Annotated in this window: 15 protein-coding genes and 1 pseudogene; 13 read left to right on the top strand and 3 right to left on the bottom strand. The window is 40.6% G+C overall.

Annotation, left to right across the window (positions count from 1 at the left end; translation table 11 throughout):
- Positions 1-11 precede the first annotated feature (11 nt).
- The 8 genes from tssF (at position 12) to B3X18_RS11260 (ending at position 11,479) form a co-directional block, all read left to right on the top strand.
- Entirely contained in the window at positions 12-1,820 is a 1,809-nt protein-coding gene (gene tssF, locus B3X18_RS11295; protein ID WP_034674689.1) for a type VI secretion system baseplate subunit TssF, read from the top strand.
- Entirely contained in the window at positions 1,784-2,785 is a 1,002-nt protein-coding gene (gene tssG, locus B3X18_RS11290; protein WP_005025188.1) for a type VI secretion system baseplate subunit TssG, read from the top strand. Before tssF ends, tssG begins: the two co-directional genes overlap by 37 nt.
- Positions 2,779-4,200: a hypothetical protein gene (locus B3X18_RS11285; RefSeq protein ID WP_005025190.1), complete on the top strand. Its 1,422-nt coding sequence runs from the start codon at positions 2,779-2,781 to the stop codon at positions 4,198-4,200. Before tssG ends, B3X18_RS11285 begins: the two co-directional genes overlap by 7 nt.
- Before the next feature lie 29 nt (positions 4,201-4,229).
- On the top strand, positions 4,230-8,045 hold the full coding sequence (tssM, locus tag B3X18_RS11280) for a type VI secretion system membrane subunit TssM (protein ID WP_005025192.1): 3,816 nt from the start codon (positions 4,230-4,232) through the stop codon (positions 8,043-8,045).
- Positions 8,046-8,079: 34 nt separating this feature from the next.
- Entirely contained in the window at positions 8,080-9,039 is a 960-nt protein-coding gene (gene tagF / locus B3X18_RS11275) for a type VI secretion system-associated protein TagF (protein WP_005015160.1), read from the top strand.
- Between the two features lie 2 nt (positions 9,040-9,041).
- Positions 9,042-9,803 (top strand): OmpA family protein, encoded by a 762-nt coding sequence (locus B3X18_RS11270; RefSeq protein ID WP_005025194.1) that lies wholly within the window; start codon positions 9,042-9,044, stop codon positions 9,801-9,803.
- 29 nt (positions 9,804-9,832) lie between these two features.
- Positions 9,833-10,099, top strand: coding sequence for a PAAR domain-containing protein (locus B3X18_RS11265; protein WP_005025196.1), 267 nt, complete (start codon positions 9,833-9,835; stop codon positions 10,097-10,099).
- A gap of 231 nt (positions 10,100-10,330) precedes the next feature.
- Complete coding sequence (locus B3X18_RS11260; RefSeq protein WP_005025200.1) at positions 10,331-11,479, top strand: YheT family hydrolase; 1,149 nt, start codon at positions 10,331-10,333, stop codon at positions 11,477-11,479.
- Between the two features lie 100 nt (positions 11,480-11,579).
- Here B3X18_RS11260 and B3X18_RS11255 read toward each other — a convergent pair whose 3' ends face one another.
- Positions 11,580-11,840: a hypothetical protein gene (locus B3X18_RS11255; protein ID WP_005025201.1), complete on the bottom strand. Its 261-nt coding sequence runs from the start codon at positions 11,838-11,840 to the stop codon at positions 11,580-11,582.
- Between the two features lie 282 nt (positions 11,841-12,122).
- Entirely contained in the window at positions 12,123-13,379 is a 1,257-nt protein-coding gene (locus tag B3X18_RS11250) for a L,D-transpeptidase family protein (protein ID WP_005025203.1), read from the bottom strand.
- Positions 13,380-13,595: 216 nt separating this feature from the next.
- Here B3X18_RS11250 and hemE point away from each other — a divergent pair, with 216 nt between their 5' ends.
- The 5 genes and pseudogenes from hemE (at position 13,596) to B3X18_RS11225 (ending at position 19,532) form a co-directional block, all read left to right on the top strand.
- Positions 13,596-14,669, top strand: a complete 1,074-nt coding sequence (gene hemE, locus B3X18_RS11245) for a uroporphyrinogen decarboxylase (protein ID WP_017400916.1) — start codon at positions 13,596-13,598, stop codon at positions 14,667-14,669.
- 9 nt (positions 14,670-14,678) lie between these two features.
- Positions 14,679-15,488 carry a DUF817 family protein gene (locus tag B3X18_RS11240; protein ID WP_017400917.1) on the top strand — a complete coding sequence of 270 codons (810 nt, stop codon included), beginning with the start codon at positions 14,679-14,681 and terminating at the stop codon, positions 15,486-15,488.
- A 139-nt stretch (positions 15,489-15,627) separates the two neighbouring features.
- Positions 15,628-16,098 carry a DUF3015 family protein gene (locus B3X18_RS11235; protein ID WP_005015141.1) on the top strand — a complete coding sequence of 157 codons (471 nt, stop codon included), beginning with the start codon at positions 15,628-15,630 and terminating at the stop codon, positions 16,096-16,098.
- Between the two features lie 67 nt (positions 16,099-16,165).
- The gene (locus B3X18_RS11230) at positions 16,166-18,052 is read left to right on the top strand and encodes a DUF4105 domain-containing protein (protein ID WP_005025210.1); all 1,887 of its coding nucleotides are present in this window, start codon (positions 16,166-16,168) and stop codon (positions 18,050-18,052) included.
- Between the two features lie 122 nt (positions 18,053-18,174).
- A pseudogene (locus B3X18_RS11225) lies at positions 18,175-19,532 on the top strand (diguanylate cyclase).
- Between the two features lie 69 nt (positions 19,533-19,601).
- Here the strand turns inward: B3X18_RS11225 and folE are convergent.
- Positions 19,602-20,150, bottom strand: a complete 549-nt coding sequence (folE, locus tag B3X18_RS11220; RefSeq protein WP_171053875.1) for a GTP cyclohydrolase I FolE — start codon at positions 20,148-20,150, stop codon at positions 19,602-19,604.
- Between the last annotated feature and the right edge of the window lie 22 nt (positions 20,151-20,172).

Here is a 20,172-nt window from a genome sequence, read left to right as displayed (position 1 = left end):
GTGGGCCTCCTGTGATAGAACAACTCTTACCGTATTATGAAAAGCAATTACAAGAATTCAGTCAGCAATCACGAGAGTTTGCACAGAAGTATCCTAAAATTGCCCAGCGTTTATCATTAAACCAGGAACAGATTGATGATCCGCATATTGAACGGTTAATTCAGGCTTTTTCTTTAATTGCAGCTCGGATTGATAAAAAGCTTGAAGATAGTTATGACGTATTTACTCGGGCATTATTTGAAGTAATGTTTCCGCAGTATTTGCGGCATTTTCCAGCCTGTACGATAGTAAGTTTTGAAGACGAAAATAAAATCAGGCAGTTGACTGGCCGACATATTATTCCTAAACAGACAACCCTGAAGTCGCGCAGTTTTAGAGGGGTACAGTGTGAGTTTAATACCAGTCAACAGGTAATATTGCTTCCTGTTGCCTTAAGTCAACTTGAATTTAAAACATCACCAAGCGCACATATACATTTAAGCCAGAATGCAAGCTTGAGCTTAAAATTTGACATTTTTAATAATGCACAAGCTGTTCTGATACAGGAAAGATTACCTATCTACCTGGATGCAATCTCAAATTTCCCTTTACAGGTTTTAGACAGTATTTTTAGGCCTGAGACTGGATTTGCCTTGCGAATTGGTCAACAGATCTTAAAAATAGATAACCCCTTTAGTATCATAGGTTTTGCAGAAGAAGAATGCCTGTTACCAGTAGACCAGCATACCCATCATGCCTATCGTCTACTGATGGAATATTTTTGTTTTCCTGAAAAATTTAATTATTTAAATCTTGATCTTGGTATTTTAAAAGGCCGTATTCAGCAGTATGAGAGTTTTGAGGTTCTAATTTATTTTAAGCTGAACCTGAATGACCAATCAATGATTCGTAATTATTCTGAACTGAATGTTGCAAATTTTAAGCTGTTTACTTCACCAGCCATCAACCTGTTTGAAAAGCAAGCTGAACCACAGAAAATCACTCATACCCAGCTATATTATCCATTAATTACGGATACACATCATCCTGAATCTTATCAAGTATATTCAATTCTTGAAATGAATATGGTGCGTGAGAAAACCAATCAGGAGCAGGTCTATACTAGTGTTTTACCATTTTTTGCTATCAGTCACTATAAAAATGAACAGGTACAGTTTTTTTATGCGCTGGATTATCAGCCAATACAAACCAATTTTGTCGAGATGCGCTACTCAATCATCTCTAAACATTTAAAACCCTTTGAGATTAAATCTGATTTTATCAGTATCCGTTTATTATGTTCGAACCGTGATTTAGCTCATGAGGCATTAAGCCAGTCTAATAATATTTTAAATCTGAATGATAGCAGTCTGGCACGCCGGGCATTAATACTTAAACGTCCAACGGTACCTTATAGTTTCGATCAGAATAAAACTGAACAGTGGCGTATTATTTCTCATCTTTCACTGAATACGCTAGCTTTAATGAAAGGCGACAGCCTAAGCCATGTTAAGGAATTGCTTGCATTATATAATCTGCCGTCTTCTAAAGAAAATCACTTAATTATTAATGCAATTGATCAATTAGAGTTTTCATTAACCCATAAACTGGTTGATGCAAAACCTTTTCCCATGTTTATTCGGGGTGTTAAAGCAGAGTTAAGTATAAATAGCAGTGTCTTCAGGGGCCATAGTTTATATATATTCAGTTATTTACTTAGTCATATCTTTAATTTGAAGGTCCAGATCAACAGCTTCGTTGATGTGGTAATCACAGACAGTTTAAGTCAGCAGGAGTTATACCAATGCGTGCAGAACGTTGGTGGCAAAACTCTTCTGTAATTGACCAGTTATTTAATAAAGCAGGTACTTTTGAGTTTATTCAGACAACACGTCTGTTGAGACATGTTCCGTATTTACGCGGCAATTCTGCGTGGGCAGATACTTTTAAGTTTGAACCTGCTTTTAATCTAAGTTTCCCTGCATCAGAAGTGGAGCAATTGGAATTTAAAGAGCAGCACCTGCATTTGACTAATCTGGTAGTAGGACTTACTGGTGTTCAGGGTGCTTTACCTTATGCTTATACCTGTAAGGTTAAACAGGGTACCCGGCAGCAACGCCTGGAAGTGAAAGAGTTTTTGGGCTTATTTAATCATAAACTGGCCGCACAGTACGTAGATTCGAGTATTAGCTATAATTTACCTATACGTTATGAAGTTGAACAGGAAAACCGCTATCTGGATATCTTGCATGCATTAAATGGTTATATTCGTACCCAGCATCAGCAAACTGAGCTGGACGAGTATTTTGCGGAATTCGCGGGCCTGATGCAGGGACAGAATAATACTCCTCATGCGCTGAAAACCATGCTGAGCTGTATCTTTAAGCAGAACATACATATACGGGAATTCATCAGGGAAACCTTTAAATTAGCCGATGAACAAAAAACCCGTCTCAATAGTCACAAACCCAGCCTTTTGGGACTAAATACATTTTGTGGCGATACCGTTCAGCAGGTTGATGGAAAAATTGAAATACAGATAGGCCCTATGAAACGGGCACAGTATCTGGAATTTTTACCACAGCAGCCGCTTTACATAAAACTTAAACGTCTGGTGCAGTCTTGGTGTAGTCCAACATTATTTATTGATGTGCGATTAATCTTGGACCGGAGTGAAATTGAGGCCACGCATCTGGAGCATCAACAGTCTGCTGGTCTGGGACAAGGTAGTTTTCTGATGCCACCGGAGCAACCCCAGCATAACTATGAAACCTGCTATAGTCTGATAGGAGCGGTTTCATGTTGAAAAAAATCCTGGCGACTTTTATTGGTGTATTTTTAACGCTAAGTAGTTTGATCATTCTGTACTGGAGAGATGTTCAATATGAACCAGAACGTCAGGATTTCCTGATCTATTTCGGGCTCTTACCTCTTGCTATAACATGTCTTTTACTCTCGCCATGGTTGATTTATCTAGCTTATCAGGCCTATCAGAGTAAAAAAAATCAGGCTGAATTGGCACAACAGAAAGCACAAGAAGCACCAAGTACTCAGGTGACGCAACAGATTGAGTGGCTAAAGCTGAACATTTATGCTGCGCATGTTTACAGTGCTTTAGGTGAAGATGGAGCCATTCTTGAGCAGTTAAAAGAATATACAAGTCCTGAACTGGACCTGAAATTACAAAATAGCAATGGGCTGCCAATTCTCTCTTACCGTATTGAAAAGCTGGATGAAGAACTTGGACCGGAGCAAGATGCAGATGGGCTTACCACATTTTCGGTACGCCAACAACGTATTATGGCTTTAGTAGAGCATCAGCTTGAAAAAAATGTTGAGGTACTTCGTCAGGTTGCTGAACATCTAAAATACTCCAGTCTGTTCTATGAAACTCAACAAATTCATGACTACCGTATGCATCCTGCTTGGATAGACCCAGGCGCAGAATATGATCCAGATGAAGTTGCTGTACCAGAACTTAAACAGGTGGAAAGACTCGATCGTCTTAATCTGCATATTCTTTTATCTGAAGATTTACAGCACGTCTGGAATGAAACGGCTCACCAAAACCGGTTACAGGAGTTTTTCAGTAACCTTGGCATTATTCCGCAAAAAATACATCTGGCATATCATTTTCTTGGCGCAGAAACGGTAGTACATGATTTTTTAATTTTATTGAAACAGCAGCAGGATCAGACCCAGGAAATTTCTCTGATCATTAGTGCTGATTCTGAAATTGATCAGGAGATAATTGATGAGCGCATCTGGATCTCTGACCATTATCTGCCAGCAGAATTTTCGAGCAGCTGTTGTATAGCATCTACAAAGGTCAATTTTGAACAGCTCTTACCTTTAAAAAGGTTAGTGCTGGCTATAAACCAGAATCAGGTCAGACATATTCTGAAAGAACTGAATATTGATGAACTACCACAGTATAAAAATGAAGAACCTTTTGTGGTGGTACTTGATGATATTACACAGATCAAGACATTAAAGAGAATAGAGCAATATTTTGAGCAGAGTCCGATTGAGCCACACCACTATTTATACTGTAGAGCAAGTTTAGGTCATACACAAAATCTGGAAAAAATTTATGGAATGATGCTTGGTATGTTACTGCCGCCGGAACAGGTCGCTGTGGTATTTGGACAGGATATACAGGCAATTATCCAAGATATTCCTGAGGAGATAGGACCTCGGGAAGCAATAACTGATAGCTGATTAATTATTTTTAGAAATACGAGAACTCAATGTATATCATTTTAGGTTACTTGTGGCAGTACATTACCAATCCTAGGGCTATTATTGCCTTATCATTGTTTGTTGCTCTGGTATCATCTTACTCTGTTTTACCACGACACATTTTCTGGGCACTGGCAGCCAGCTACATGCTGGGACTTATTTGCTATGGTATTTACTGGCTGGTACAGCGCAGACGTCATACGGTGCAAGGGGAAGAACTTGCTAATGCAATTCAGCAGGATACAAAAGCCGAGTATGGCCAGCAAAAAAATAAAGAAGAACTTCAACTGATTAACCAGCAGATGAAAGATTCTATCCAGTTAATTCGCAAGTCAAAGCTGGGAGATAAAAAAGGTAATGCCGCACTTTATGAATTACCTTGGTATATGGTTATTGGTAATCCGGCAGCAGGCAAGAGTTCAGCAATTTACAATTCGGGGTTAAAGTTTCCATTTGAGGAGACGCACCAGAAAATGATTTCAGCAGGTTTAAGCGGCACACGGAACTGTGACTGGTTCTTCTCTACAGAAGGCGTTTTACTGGATACTGCTGGACGTTATTCTGTCTATGCAGAAGATCATTCTGAATGGCTGGGTTTTCTTAATATTCTCAAAAAGAATCGCTCTAAGGCACCAGTAAATGGGCTCATTGTTATTGTCAGTATTGCTGAATTGATTGGTCAGAGCCCAGAAAATTCACTTAAACTGGCAAAAAACTTGCGCGCCCGAATTCAGGATTTAACCGAGCGTTTGGAAGTAGTGGTGCCAGTATATCTGGTCTTTTCAAAAATGGATCTGATCGCAGGTTTCACTGAGTTTTTTGATTGTTATGAAGCACAAGAATATAACCAGGCTTGGGGTGCAACTCTGCCGTATGAACAGAATTCATCACAAAATGCGGTTGAGCTTTTCGAACACCATTACAATTTACTTTACAATGGATTAAAGGGGGTCAGTACGACGCATCTGAGTCGTCGTCATTCACAGAATATTTCACCAAGTGTAATGACATTCCCGCTCGAGTTTAAAACTTTAAAACCGGCATTAAAAAGCTTTATCAGCACATTGTTTGAAGATAATCCTTATCAGTTTCAGCCCGTATTCCGGGGGTTTTATTTCACCAGTGCCTTGCAAGAAGGTATAATTGAAAGTCCGATGACAAAGCAGATTGCACAGGAATTTCATCTTTCTCAAATTACCCAAGCTGAACCTAGTGATCATAACATTGCTCTACAGAATCATGGATATTTTCTGAAGGGACTATTTTCTAATATTATTTTAAAAGATAAAAATCTGGTAAAACAGCATATTAATCCAAGCAGAAAACGTCAGCGCTATCTGGCATTTATAGGAGCTCTGCTTGGTGTATCTATTATTCTCGGTTTATGGGTATGGTCATATCGTAACAACCAGCAGCTGATTGCAGATGTGCAGGCTGATTTAGATAAAGTGGTACATTTAGAAAAGGCTTCTGGCCAGCAGCTTTCTACGCAGCTTGAGGCTCTACTCATCTTGCAGGAGCGTTTACAGCAGCTCGATGAGTTTGATGAACATCGCCCTTTAAAGTTCCGCTTTGGCCTGTATCAGGGAAACCAACTCCGTGAGACTTTAAAGGCTGAGTATTTAAAAGGTATTCGTCAGATTGTGTTGCAGCCCACCCAGCAAAATATTGCGCAATATTTGCAGCGGGTTAAAAATAATGAAGAAACACTTAAAGCTAATCATATCAATGTTGAAGTCAAGCAGGTGGCTAAGACTGGGCAATATCTGGAACCTTTAGATACCAATCCACAAGATGCTTATAATGCTTTGAAAGCTTATCTGATGATGAGCAACCCGCAATATATGGATGCAGGGCATTTAAGTGATCAGGTTACGCGTTTCTGGCGGTCATGGGTGGATGCTAACCGTGGTCAAATGTCTCGGGGAGATATGATCCAGCAGGCTGAACAGGTACTCTCTTATGCTATGACATTAACTGGTGATCAGCAGTTTCCGGTACTTGATGCAGATACTCAGCTGGTAGATCAGACCCGTCAGGTCTTATTGTCTGTCATTCGCGGTATGCCTGCACGTGACCGTGTCTATAATGAAATCAAGATGCGTGCGGCTGTACGCTTTCCTGCCTTAACAGCGGGCCAGATTGTTGGCGAAAATAATAAAGGTGCTGTGCTCGGCAGTTATGCTCTTCCAGGCGTTTTTACCCAAAAGGCATGGGATGAATATGTTAGTAGTGCAATTGATGAAGCAGCCAATAAACCGACAGATAGTAAAGACTGGGTACTCAACAGCCGTCAGTCAGATGACCTGACGTTCTCTGGCAGTCCAGAGCAGATCCGTAAGCAGCTAGTTGCTCTCTACAAGCAGGAATATATTGCAGAGTGGAAAAAATTCCTGAATGGTATTTATTATGCAAAAGCTCCCCAGTTTAGTCAGCAGTCTAAAAATATTGACATACTGGGTGAACCACAGAACTCACCAATCCGTATTCTATTTGAGCGTATTGCTATTGAAACAAATTGGGATAACCCGGTAGTACAGGCTGAACTGGCTGTGCCACAAAAAGGTTTTATTGCCTGGTTTAAACGTAAAGTGTTAAACCGCAGTGATGCGCAAATGTCACAACAGGTATCAAATAAAGCTCAAGGACCAATCTCACAGGAATATCAGATGTTCTATCAACTGGTACGTAAACGTGACGATCAGCAGAATAAATCCTTGCTTGATGAATACATGCAGAATCTTGCCCAGGTGCGAAGTAAATTTAATGACCTGAAGAATGCTGGTGAAATTGGTCCGAGTGCTATGGCACTGGTTAAACAGACTATCAGTGATCAGAACTCAGTTTTTAATACTGCACAAAAGCATATTGATGAGAGAATGCTGGTAGGACTGAACGATATTGATCAGCAGATGATACAGAAACTTTTAGTGAGTCCTTTGACCCAGTCTTTTGCCAGCCTGATTACACCTGCACAAGAAGAGATTAATAAGCTTTGGATAATTCAGGCATATCAGCCATTTCAAGCGAACTTAAGCCAAAAATATCCATTTAATTCCTCTGTCTCATTACAAGCTACCAGTAATGAAATCGGGCAAATTTTTGGCGATACCGGTAGTATTGCCCGTTTTGTAAAAGAAATATTAGACCCCTTGGTCATTCGCCGTGGTTATACTTTAACGTCCAAAACCTGGAAAGATTTGGGTATTAGCCTGAATCCACAATTTGTCCTAAACTTTCAGCGTTATGTTGCTCCAATCAATGGTATGGCAACAGGTACACTTGACCAGCCGACTGCTACGCCCGCAGCGAACCAGTCGAATTTCCAGTTCTATCCATTACAGAATCCACAGCTTCTGTCCTATACCATCGATATTGATGGTCAACGTATGCTCTATGAAAATGGGATTCAGCAGTGGGTAAACTTTGTCTGGCCGAACCGTAGTGCAATTCCTGGAGCGCGTATTACTGCTGTAGACCTGCAAGGGCAAACCCATACAATTTTTGATGAGCCAGGTGAATATGGCATTAATCGCCTGATCGATTCTGCTCAGCGTAAGGAGCAAAATGGCAGCTTTGAAATGGTATGGCGCAGTAAAACTGATCCATCGGTATTTGTAAAAGTGAATTTCCGCCTGATTAGTGGTAGCAGTTCAGGAGGAATCGGTTCAAGCCGTGGATACTCAGGTTTGCAGCTGGTCGATAAAGTCACAACTGACAAGGCAGTACGAGTTGTTTCTGCACAGCCTGCACCGGCAGTATCTACAGTTGGACTAAAACCAGCTGGATCTGCTGTCGTACCGCAGACAGGAGGTACTTCCTGATGCAAGAGAATAAGGATATTCAAGGAACGAAACAATGCAGTATTTAAAAAGTACGCCTTTATATTATGGAAAAACCCCTGCACGCGGCGACTTCCTGAAATCAAAGGGGCAGTATGCACTGATACAGGTTATTGATCAGTGGATTACAGAAGCTTTGGAACAGGCCATGCAGAATACTGGCTTTAAGCAGCACTATGCAGCTTTACCATCTCTAGATTTTTTTATCGCTAACCCTCACGAAAAAATGTTTTTGGTGGCTAATCTCATCACCAGTGAAGATAGCTCGGGCCGGCCTTTTCCTATGGTATTAAGTCACTTACTGGAAGTTGAACAACCCTATCAGAATCTACTCCTAGCACCTTATTGTTATAAACCGGTTTTAGTTGACCTATTCCAGAGAAACAGGGTACTAAGAACAATTCATAATAGCGATATCATGCTGAATAAATTGGCAAATCTCCCTGACCAGATTCAGTCATTTACCATAGCTGAAGCACAGGCATTTTATGAAAATCATACGATGCATACATTTGCTCAGTTAATGAAAATTAGTGTATATGAACTGGTACAAAGTATGATTGGTTTAGGTCTGTTATTACAGCCCATTTTGAAAAATGGAACCAGTCGATTAAATAAGATACTGATTCTTCCAATTAATAGCCATATATATTGTTATGAAGTGGCGACCCTATGGGTAAGTATGATCGGGCATTTTTTAAAAAAAGCCCAAACTGAAGTTCTCATTGGTATTTTGCATCAAGAAAAGCCAGTCCTATTATTTGGCTTTCAAGGTGCTGACATATTGGCCCTCAGTGATATTTTTGTTAACAATATGCAGAGTGAACACTGGGTATCATTAGTTCAGGCCCAATGGATTGATCCATATCTGGAGCAGAATGCTGGTTTAGCTACTCTAGAACAGGCTTTATGCCAGCGGCAATTAAGTTTAAATCAAGGCTTAAAACTCTTTCGCCAAACTTTTTTAGATGAATAAATATGCGATCTTATAAAAAATTAAAATATGCTGTAGTCTGTGTTATTGGCTTGGGAGGAGGTTCGCTAGTCTGGGCAGAACCTGTAGTTGTAGAGGGAGTGGTACCAAATGAAGCCAGTAAACAGGCGATTCTGATGAGAATGCAGTCTGTATATGGTGCAAACCAAGTGATTGACAAAATTCAGGTGCGGCCTGTAGCAGCCCCAAATGGCTGGAGTGATTCTGTGGCTCGTGTAATTACGCCAGAACTTAAAAAAGTCAGACAGGGACAGCTGCGCGTACGAGGTACACAAATCGAGCTTAATGGTAAGGTTAGTCATCCGAATGATATTCAACCTACTACTGCAAATTTTCAAATGCTTATACAGCAACCATATCGCTTTAATGCCCAATTATCTGTAAATCAGGCCGAGCAGAAAATTATTGATGATGCTTTAAAAAACCGGATTGTTGAATTTGAATCAGGCAGTGCGGTGTTGACAGCGGCTGGACGTCAGATTCTGGAAGAAATGGCAGTAGCCTTACATAAGGTAGGCGGAAAAAAAGTTAAAATCATTGGTCATACAGACAGTTCGGGGGATGGCAATAAAAACTTTTTACTAAGCCAGGAACGTGCGATGGCTGTACGCAATTATCTTATTGCTAAAAATATTAAAGCAGAAAATCTGAGTACGGAAGGTATGGGTTCAAGCAAACCGGTTGCTGATAATACAACTGCAGAGGGCCGCAAGAAAAATCGTCGTATTGAGTTTGAGGTACTTTAGTACCTCTTAAAAAATAAAGGAAAACTAAAATGGCAATTCCTTATATTGTAATTGGTTGTCCGACCACAGGTGGTGGAAAAGTTATCAGCGGAAATAATACTTTTCTGGTGGAAGGTATTCCAGTAGCGTGTGTAGGAGATAAAGCAACTTGTCCAAAACATAAAACCGTTACTACAATTATATCAGGTGACTCGCACATGCAAGTCATGGGCAAAGCTGTAGCACGTGCAAATGATGTATTGGCATGCGGATGTAAACTATTGCCAAAACAGAATAGCGTAATAGGAGAAAATTAAAGTGCTACAAATTAAACCTAAAACTGCCTAAAGAGTAAAAGAATAAAAATAAATAACTGTGGCAAGATTCACATAATAAGCCCAGAAAATTACAATTAGATCAAACTGGACCGTGTCTTTATCGTTAATAATCATCCTAAGTCTAGGAAAGACTCAAAGTCGGCCCGTTATAAGCGGCGGGTGACAAAGTAATAGCGTTCTTACTAATAAAAAAGAGATAAGGAGCCTGCTATGTTACACCTACAATTAAATACTCAGTCTCTGTATGAAAAATTAAACACGGTAACCCAGCTTTTTGAAAATTTTAGTGGAGCTGCACAACCCACTTTATACTATAACCCTACAGGACAGGCCAAGAGATGGGCCGAGCAGATTGCTCTCCTGAATCAGCCCTATATACCTACACCTTGGCTATTTAATACTCATCTACAGCTCTTCTACTTTGATATGATCCGCAAAAAAACTACCCAACTAGAATATGATCATGAAGAACTTCTTACCATGCAAGATGGAGGTACAACCGCGCTTTACTGGTCGGGTTATGATTTACCGGATGATGTACCTACGGTTTTTGTACTGCACACTATAATGGGAACGCCACAAAGTATGCGAGAACTGGTACGTGATCTGCGTTTGATGACAGGATGGAGGGTAGTACTATGTTTACGGCGAGGACATGCTGACTTAAAATTGACTACTCCACGTTTAAGTATTGTCGGCTCTACCGATGACTTGCGTGAGCAAATATCTGTTGTGCGGGAACGTTTTAAAACGTCCTCACTTTATTGTGTTGGCGTGTCGGCAGGAACAGGTCTGCTGGTCCGGTATTTAGGAGAAATGGGCAAGAAATCTGCCTTTAAAGCTGCCTTCGCCTATTGTCCCGGTTATAACTTAAATGAAGTATTTAAAGTTGCACATAAAGCTTACAGTCAATATATGACGCATCAGCTTATTAAAACATTTGTTTTAGCTCATCAGGATCAAACCTCTCAGCTTTCAACTTATCAGGCGCTAATATCCGCCAGAGATTTGCATGAATTTCAACTTGCGGTTTATGAGCTGGCAGGGTTTGAAAGCTATGAAGTTTATGAGAAAGCAGCAAACCCAATTTATGTTTTTGATCAGGTAACCAGCCCACTGATGATGCTCAATTCAGGAGATGATCCGGTCTGCCGCCTGGAAAATGCTCAAGCCTATCTGGATAAAATTTGCGAAAAAGATAATATCATGCTGGTCACTACACCAAAAGGAAGTCACTGTGCCTATTATGAAGGCTGGAAAGCCAGCTCTTGGGCTCATCGCTTAATCGCAGATTTCTTTACACAATTTGGTGATACACAAGACAGACTATCTGGTCAGCAAACTGTACAGGCAGCTTGATGAAAGAAATAATATTAAAAACTCTCCTGCATATAAGGCTCTAGCTAAGCAGCTTATGCAGGAGAGTTTTTCTATCTAAAACTGAACTTTTAAGTTGATTCTAAATTTGTCTGGTGACTTGCTGTAGATATGCCAGAATCTGATCTTTGTGCTGCTGGAAAGTATCCATTCCAATATTCTCGGTTTCACCATTAAAGGTGATATAAGTGGTTTCACCATCACGGTGGAAGGAATAAGGCATACCTTGGGTAATCAGATAATAATCTTCGTTATCTTCACTAATTTCAGCTTTAGCTGTCATATCCAGGTGATCAGGTTGATGACCAATAAATTCTTTAAATTTTTCATATACATTTCTCATGGCTGACCTCTTCTATATCTAGGATGAGTCATTTCTACTGCTTGAATAACCATTTTGATAACTGGTTAATCAAGAGTCATTATGAAATATTAAGCATCAGGTACAGTATTCTAATTACTATAGGTTTAGGTCTAATCTAGCATCAAAGCATTTTAAAGAAATTGCCAAGTTGTCTAAAAACGTGAAAGTTGATAGCAGTTTTGTAAGAGAATACATCTGGTATCTATAGCTATGTTCTTTAAACAAAAAACCACCCGAAGGTGGTTTTTTAACTGATAGCGATTACTCAAGGAATTTGACAGTAACGCCAGAGCGTACTTTTTTACCTAAATCATTAGCGTCCCAGTTGGTCAAACGAATACAGCCGTGTGAAGCTGTTTTAGAAATGAGTGATGGATTCGGGGTACCATGAATACCAAAGGACTTTTTGCTCAAGCCAATCCAGATATTACCTACAGGGCCGTTCGGACCAGGCGGCAATGATAAAGGCTTTTTGTTATTACCCTGAACGAAGTTGCTTGGTGAATAGCTATACCATGGATTCGGTGCTACACCTGTAACTTTATAGGTACCTGCTGGAGAAGGAGTATCCGTACTACCAATAGTTGCCGGGAAAGAAGCAATCATCTGATTACGGCTATTAAACAGATACAGCTGTTTTGCACCTTTATGGGCAACGATTAAGTGAATATCTTCAGGCAAGTCATTACGTACATTTGCTACAATAATTTTCTCACCAGCTTTTTTAAAAGTCGCTTTCGGATTAAGTTTCTTTAAAAAATCTTCATCCATGTGAAACTTTTCGCCCAGCATTTCAGAAACACGTACATAATATAAACCTTTCATTTTGGCCTGTAGCGCGTAGTCTGAAGGTATTGAGCTGGCGTATGGCCCTTTTAGGTCATCTTCCGTAATTGTATATTCAACAAAAGCTGGTTTACCGGCAGTTTTAGCAACTAATGCGTCCCAGGTTTCTTTGGTTAAAACACCTGTAGGTTTTAAACCATTCATTTGCTGAAAAGAGGCAATTGCTTTTAATGTATTTTTACCACTCATACCATCGATTGCACCAGGTGAAGCATGTGCATTATTTAACATGACATGGGCACGGGCATAGACTGGAAATTGGCCCTTGCCAATTGCATCATACCACTCGGCATTATTCAGTCCTTCCAAAGTCCATGAAGCAGTTTTAGCGGCTTGATTTACGTTAGCCGGAGTATTGGTGGTCTTGCTTGCAGCAGAAGGAGCGGTACCAACATCCGCCTTTTTATCTTCAGTACGGGCCAGATTTTGCAAGGTGGTTGAAGCGCGGTCCAGATCACGCTCTTCTTGAGCAGTAATACGGGAATCGGTCGTTGCAGTTTCTGTTTTATTCGCTGGTGTATCTTCACCGACTTCTAGAGGGTCGATTGGATCTTCGACCGTATTTGTTGCGGCAACTTTAGGATTGAGCGGCTGTTCAGCAGTTGGAGCAGCCAGGGCTGTACCAGTAATAATACAGCTTAAACTCATAGCGAGTAATGAGCGAACAAACATGGAAATCAACCTTAAGAATTATTCATATGCTGGGTGTAAATTTAGTTAAGTATTGCAGAAAAATTACGGAGATGCAGTATTTGTTTTGTGTAATTCATACTTTTAAAACTGTTTTTAAGTGATTTTATGAAACTGTATAAACATGGCAAGAAGTTATTCAAAATGCGGCCTTTTTGCTATGATGGCAACAAGACCAAGACCATGTTAGGAAAGTAAATGACGACCCTGAAAAATGATCGTTTTCTCCGTGCCCTGTTACGTGAGCCTGTAGATTCTACGCCAGTATGGATGATGCGTCAGGCAGGTCGCTATTTACCTGAATATCGTGAGACCCGGGCCAAGGCTGGTGATTTTCTGTCTTTATGTAAAAATACCGAGTTTGCCTGTGAGGTAACTCTACAGCCTTTACGCCGTTATGAACTTGACGCAGCGATTTTATTTTCCGATATTTTAACTGTTCCTGATGCTCTGGGACTAGGTCTGTATTTTGAGGCAGGTGAAGGGCCAAAATTTAAAAAGACAGTACGTACAGAACAGGATGTGGCAAATCTGCCCGCATTTAATGCCAAATCGGATTTAGACTATGTCATGAACGCAGTCAGTACTATCCGTTCTGCTCTAGGCGGCCAAGTGCCTTTAATTGGTTTCTCGGGAAGCCCATGGACGTTAGCAACTTACATGGTAGAGGGCGGCTCAAGTAAGGATTTTCGTTTTACCAAACAGATGATGTATGCGCAGCCAGAGGTATTACATGCTTTGCTGGATCGTCTGGCAGTAGCAGTCACTGAATATCTAAATGCCCAGATCGACGCCGGGGCACAGGCGGTTCAAATTTTCGATAGCTGGGGCGGGGCTTTAGCACATCGTGAATATCTTGAATTCTCGCTAAATTATATGCAGAAAATTATCACTGGCTTGCAACGTGAAAAAGATGGCCGACGTGTTCCGGTGATCTTGTTTACCAAAGGCGGCGGACAATGGCTTGAACAGATGGTTGCGACTGGCGCAGATGCATTTGGACTGGACTGGACCACGTCACTTCATGTAGCACGTCAGACTGTAAATGGCCGGGCTGCGCTACAGGGAAATCTTGATCCGGCGACTCTATACGGTTCAGCAGCTACAATTGAGAAAGCCACCAAAGCTATGCTGGATGATGCCTATCTGAATGGTGAAAAGACGGGTTATATTGCAAATCTTGGACATGGAATTACCCAGTGGGTAGACCCAGCACATCCGAAAGTATTTATTGATACTGTACACGAGTACAGTGCTAAATATCTGGGATAATATGTACGGATGATTCTGCTTCTTAAAAACATATTTGAATTTCTTTATAAGGCAGCTTCGGCTGCCTTATTTGGAATTTTATTGCTATTGGCTTTTATGTTGACGGCAAATATGGGGAGTGAGGCTTTCTATGGTTTGTTCCGGTATGACTATCTGCTGTTATATGCCCTGATCATTCAATTTTGTCTGCTGTATTTAAAGCTTGAATCTTGGGCAGAAGCTAAAGTAATAGCCTTGTTTCATGTCATGGCAATGCTGATGGAAATTTTTCTTACCCATCCTGCGATTGCTTCTTGGCAGTATCCACAGCCAGCTGTTTTTAAAATATTGACTGTTCCACTGTTTGCCGGGTTTATGTATTCTGCCGTAGGTAGCTTCTTTGCAAGATCGTTACGATTATATCAAGTCGTCTTTACACATCTGCCAAGCTTTTTACCTATGCTGGTTTTGGCTCTCTTGTCTTATATTAATTTTATGAGCAAGTTTTTCATTCCAGATATTCGTTATCTTCTGTTTTTCTGGAGTATAGCCTTATTCTGGAAAACCCGGGTGTATTTCCAGTTGAGCTATAGCCGTTTTGAACTATCGATGTTGCCCGTTCTTCTGATTTTGGCTTTTATTATCTGGATTGCCGAAAATATCAGTACATTTTATAAAATCTGGTTATATCCGAGCCAAGTCGATGCATGGCATATGGTAGGGTGGGGCAAGCTGGGTTCTTGGTATTTACTGCTACTGTTGAGTTTGGTACTGGTATTAAAAATACTGGGCAACAGAGATCGTCAAGGCCGATGGCAATTAAAAAAAACAGCAGATTAATGAATTGTTATCTTTCTGTTTAACAGTGCATTTTTTTAATTGCGAAGCGCTTCACTTCCGGATAATCTCACTACTGTGTAATAAAATTTACACATGTATAGCGATAACAACACTGCATGAGAATAACTGAAGAATAAGTATGTTAAAAAAACTGATGTTGGCTGCTGTATTAGCGGCAGGTTCAAGTGTAGCAATGGCTGACAATGATGTTGGTTGTGGTGTAGGTAGTCAGGTTTGGCAAGGTCAGAGTGGGATTATTCCTAAACTGTTCGCTGGTACCACAAACGTGATTTTTACCAACCAATGGCTCGGGATTACTTTCGGTACATTAGGTTGTAGCCAAGGCGGTACAGTAACTGCTCAGGTCGTGACTTTTACTAATGAAAATGCCGAGACGCTAGCTCGTGATATGTCTGTAGGCCAAGGTGAAAGCCTGAATGTGCTGGCTGAACTAATGAATATTAAACAGGAAGATAAAGCACGTTTCTTTGCGGTATCTAAACAGAATTTCTCTGAAATTTATTCGGCTGATAACCAGAATACTTTACAGGTACTGGCTTCCCTTCAAACCGTAATGGCAAAAGATGAAGTTCTTAAAGCTTATGTCTAATTAGATATTCAAAAAACCCTGTCTTAAAGACAGGGTTTTTCTTATATAAAGAGAAAAAGATTACTGCATGAAACCTGTTTTTTTGATCCTTGCCCTGACGGTAGCTGGCCTGAGCCATGCAGCAGATACGACACCAGATGTATCCTACTATTTAAATCTTGCTCAACAGAAAAAGCTGGCCCAAGATATCACTTGGCAGCGCTTAATGTATGCCAATACTGCCGGCCACAGTGAGGTGAGCTATAAAGGATATTTTCTTGCGCCAGATGGAAAGAGAAATCTGCAACAGGAAATGCAGCAGGATATTCAAGCCCTATTTCAGGTCGCTGAACCGAATCAATCTGTCCGATGCAAATTTCCCGCCCGTAGCCGCTGGTTAATGCAGCAACTACAAATTTCCGAATACCAGTTGCCTCAAGCCAGCTGTCCTGAATTTGAAAGCTGGATCGAGCAGGTTAAGCCTTATAAGGCTACCCTTATTTATGCTACAGACTTTATGGGCAACCCAAGCTCCATGTTTGGGCACACTTTATTGCGGTTGGACCCTAAAGACCAGAAACAGTTAAATCTGGTCTCTTATGCAGTCAACTATGCAGCTACAGTAAACGGTACAGATAACTGGTCTTTTGCCTGGAAAGGCTTAACTGGCCGGTATCCTGGTGAATATTCCCTCATGCCGTATTACCGTAAGGTAAAAGAGTATGGAGATTTTGAAAGCCGTGATCTATGGGAATATGAACTGGATTTAAATCCAGAAGAAACCCGGTTTATGGTTGAACATATCTGGGAAATGCAGAAAGTGACATTCCCCTATTATTTTGTTAGTGACAACTGTGCTTACCGTTTATTAGGCTTAATTGATCTGGTACGTCCAGAAGCTAATTTACAGGAACAGTTCGATTATGCTGCGATACCGGTAGAAACCTTAAAAGCAATGGATGAGCAGGAGCTCGTTAAAAACAAAATATATCGTCCGGCTTTAGAAACCCAATTACTGGCACAGGCACGGCAACATGGTAAAACTCTAGCTAAAACTGCTCATCAGGTTGCTTTTTCCGAAACTGAAGAAATGCCTAGTCTTGTAGGGGACTATCCAGCGAATGATCAGGCTAAAATCCTGGAAATGGCTTATGATGACCTCTATCTACAATTTTTAAGACGCAAGGTTGATGAAAGTTTTGCCCAGCCACGTTTTCGTCAGCTGTTGGGCCTAAGAAGCCAGATTAATCTGGATAAACAGCGTCAGGAACCTGAACGACCGAAAATTGATCCTACTCAGAGTCATAAAGCACGTAATATTTCAGTTAAAACCGGTGAGGTGCAGGGCCAGTCTTTTATAGAACTTGGTCACCGTCAGGCTTATCATGATCTTATTGATCCACAGGGCGGATTTCGCACCGGCACGCAGTTAAATTTCTGGGATGGTTCAATACAGTATCGGAATGACCAGTTAAAATTGGAGCATTTTGATTTTTTATCAGTAAATTCATATAACCCGATTACCCCTTTTAAAACTCCTTTATCATGGGGATTCAATTTTGGTTGGCAACAAGAAAGTGTGGAACACGATGGACAGTTTAGTGAAGACCGTCAACACGGTGTATTAAACTTTAATGTTCAGGGCGGGTATAGCTATGCTGATCAGGCCCGTGAACATTTATGTTATGTACAAGCTCAGACATATTTACAAGCTGGGAAGGCTCTAGATAAAGGATGGCGCATTGGCGCCGGACCAACGTTAGGATGTCAGAATATCTGGACAGAACGAGTGAACAGCTTGGTGCAGGTGGCCTTACCCTACTGGGAGGATGCTCACCAATGGCAGTTAAAACTTAACACCCAGTTGCAATATGCCTTTACTCCACAAAATGCTCTGCGTTTGGGTTGGGAATATCAACAGCAGGACCATAAAAACTGGACTAAAACCAGTTTAGGATATATCAGATATTTCTAAATCCAATTAAAAAGATAGGTTTTAGTAGACTACATCTAAAATACCCTGAAGCGCATCATACGATAATTTGTTATATTGGTGGGCCTGTTAAAGGATAATTTAGGCCCTCTGGAATCAATTGTATGAATGAACAATGTATTACCATGCTTGCCGAGCAATGGAAGGATATATGCGGGCAATATTCTGCAACTGATTTAAACTATACTGCCCAATTTATCCAGGATAACTCGTTTTTACTGGTCGATGAGTTTTATAAAAATATGATGCAGGAGAAAGAGGCATCCTATTTTTTATCTGATGAGATAGTACAAAGCCGCCTGAAAACTACATTAAATCAGTGGTTGCTCGATTGTTTTAATATGCCGTTTAAACAAAATTATGAAGAAGTTGTACAACGTCAACTGGTGATTGGCAATGTGCATGCGCGTATCGGTATTCCATCTTGGCTAATTATGCGCGGAATACGTGAAATCGAAAAAAAAGTCTTTTCTCTGCAAGCTTCTAGAACCCAGCAAAATATTTATGCTGTAACCAACTATATTGTACAGAGCATTGGTTTTGCCTCTGAAATTATGTGCCGCTCCTACGAAGCAAATATTGAAATTAATAATGATATTAAACATACCTACCGTTTATTTTCTGCGATGCAGGATGTATCGATTCAAAAGGATAAACAGCGCAGTTCCTTGTTAGACTGGGAAAATGAGCTGATGTTTAAAGTATTTTCAGACAGTGCTAGCTTTAATCATCTGCTATTGTCCAAATCAGAATTTGGTCTCTGGTTTATTCATAAAGCAGCCTATGCTTTTTCTGGCACAGACCAGGTACAGATTATTATTGATCGCATATATGAGGTAGATAAACTTAATCTGGCGGTACTTGAGAGTCAGGATAAAGCCAATGCGATTGCCCTAATACAGCGGATTCGTGAAAAAATCGTGAAATACAGCATCTGGTTGATCAGTTATTTCAGGTTTCCGAGTATATCGGCTCGGGTAATGATTCTTTAACCCAGCTACTTAATCGTCGTTATTTAAATACGATTATTAACCGGGAAATTAATTTTTCCCGTAAAAATGGTTCACCCTTAACTTTACTGGCAATTGATGCTGACCATTTTAAAGGCATTAATGACAAGTTTGGTCATGCAGCAGGGGATCTGGCCTTACAGTTTCTGGCTGAAGTTTTACTCGAATGTACCAAAGGCAGTGATTATGCTTTTCGTATAGGGGGTGAGGAATTTTTACTGCTATTGGTCGATAGCGACCTGAGCCGGGCTCAAAGCGTTGCTGAAAATATCCGTATGCGGATTGAAGAAACCGTTATACGGTCTACTATGGGTATCAGCTTTAATTTTACAGTAAGTGTAGGCGCCGTATTATATGATGGGCATCCTGATTACCAACGCTTTTTAGATGCCGCAGATTCGGCTTTATATGCGGCTAAAAACAATGGTCGAAACAATGTATATATGGGATAAATAACGGCATTACCTATACAGCAAGAGATAAAAAAAGCCCTGCGTTTGCAAGGCTTTTTAATTTTAAGCTTAGTAACTTTCAGGCACAGCACTCAAGAATTCACGGCGAGCTTCTTTATCTGTTTTAAAGTCACCTATAAAAGAAACTGTGCGTGTAGTAGATTCCTGTTTACCTACGCCACGCATCATCATACACATATGTGCAGAGTCAATCATGACCGCAACACCCCGTGCTTGAGTCACTTCTGCCACTGCTTCAGCAATTTGTTGGGTCAGATTTTCCTGAATCTGTAAACGACGGGCAAACATTTCAGTAATGCGGGCGAATTTGGACAGACCCAAAACGTTACCTTCTGGCAAATAAGCAATATGTACACGGCCATAAAATGGCAAAAGATGGTGCTCACAGAGTGAATAAAATTCGATATTTTTAACCAGTACCATTTCCCGGTTATCCGAAGGGAAAACCGCATTATTGGTCACTTCTTCCAGTGTCTTGCTATAACCCGACGTGAGGTATGAGAACGCTTTGGCAGCACGCATTGGCGTATCTTTAAGACCGGGACGATTCAGGTCTTCACCAACGGCGGTTAGGATATTTGCGTAGGATTGCTGCATAGACATAAGGCGTGTTCACTTA

This window comes from Acinetobacter sp. UBA6571 (assembly GCF_002434085.1).
Classification (GTDB): Bacteria; Pseudomonadota; Gammaproteobacteria; order Pseudomonadales; family Moraxellaceae; genus Acinetobacter; species Acinetobacter radioresistens.
Note: the sequence above shows the minus strand (reverse complement) of the source record. Positions and strands in the feature narration are given on the sequence as shown.

Coding starts and splice junctions, on each gene's coding strand:
- tssM (WP_005025192.1), top strand. CDS start 4,230: ATGTATATCATTTTAGGTTACTTGTGGCAGTACATTACCAATCCTAGG.
- tagF (WP_005015160.1), top strand. CDS start 8,080: ATGCAGTATTTAAAAAGTACGCCTTTATATTATGGAAAAACCCCTGCA.
- folE (WP_171053875.1), bottom strand. CDS start 20,150: ATGCAGCAATCCTACGCAAATATCCTAACCGCCGTTGGTGAAGACCTG.
- tssG (WP_005025188.1), top strand. CDS start 1,784: ATGCGTGCAGAACGTTGGTGGCAAAACTCTTCTGTAATTGACCAGTTA.
- B3X18_RS11285 (WP_005025190.1), top strand. CDS start 2,779: ATGTTGAAAAAAATCCTGGCGACTTTTATTGGTGTATTTTTAACGCTA.
- B3X18_RS11260 (WP_005025200.1), top strand. CDS start 10,331: ATGTTACACCTACAATTAAATACTCAGTCTCTGTATGAAAAATTAAAC.
- B3X18_RS11240 (WP_017400917.1), top strand. CDS start 14,679: ATGATTCTGCTTCTTAAAAACATATTTGAATTTCTTTATAAGGCAGCT.
- B3X18_RS11270 (WP_005025194.1), top strand. CDS start 9,042: ATGCGATCTTATAAAAAATTAAAATATGCTGTAGTCTGTGTTATTGGC.
- B3X18_RS11255 (WP_005025201.1), bottom strand. CDS start 11,840: ATGAGAAATGTATATGAAAAATTTAAAGAATTTATTGGTCATCAACCT.
- B3X18_RS11250 (WP_005025203.1), bottom strand. CDS start 13,379: ATGTTTGTTCGCTCATTACTCGCTATGAGTTTAAGCTGTATTATTACT.
- hemE (WP_017400916.1), top strand. CDS start 13,596: ATGACGACCCTGAAAAATGATCGTTTTCTCCGTGCCCTGTTACGTGAG.
- B3X18_RS11235 (WP_005015141.1), top strand. CDS start 15,628: ATGTTAAAAAAACTGATGTTGGCTGCTGTATTAGCGGCAGGTTCAAGT.
- B3X18_RS11265 (WP_005025196.1), top strand. CDS start 9,833: ATGGCAATTCCTTATATTGTAATTGGTTGTCCGACCACAGGTGGTGGA.
- B3X18_RS11230 (WP_005025210.1), top strand. CDS start 16,166: ATGAAACCTGTTTTTTTGATCCTTGCCCTGACGGTAGCTGGCCTGAGC.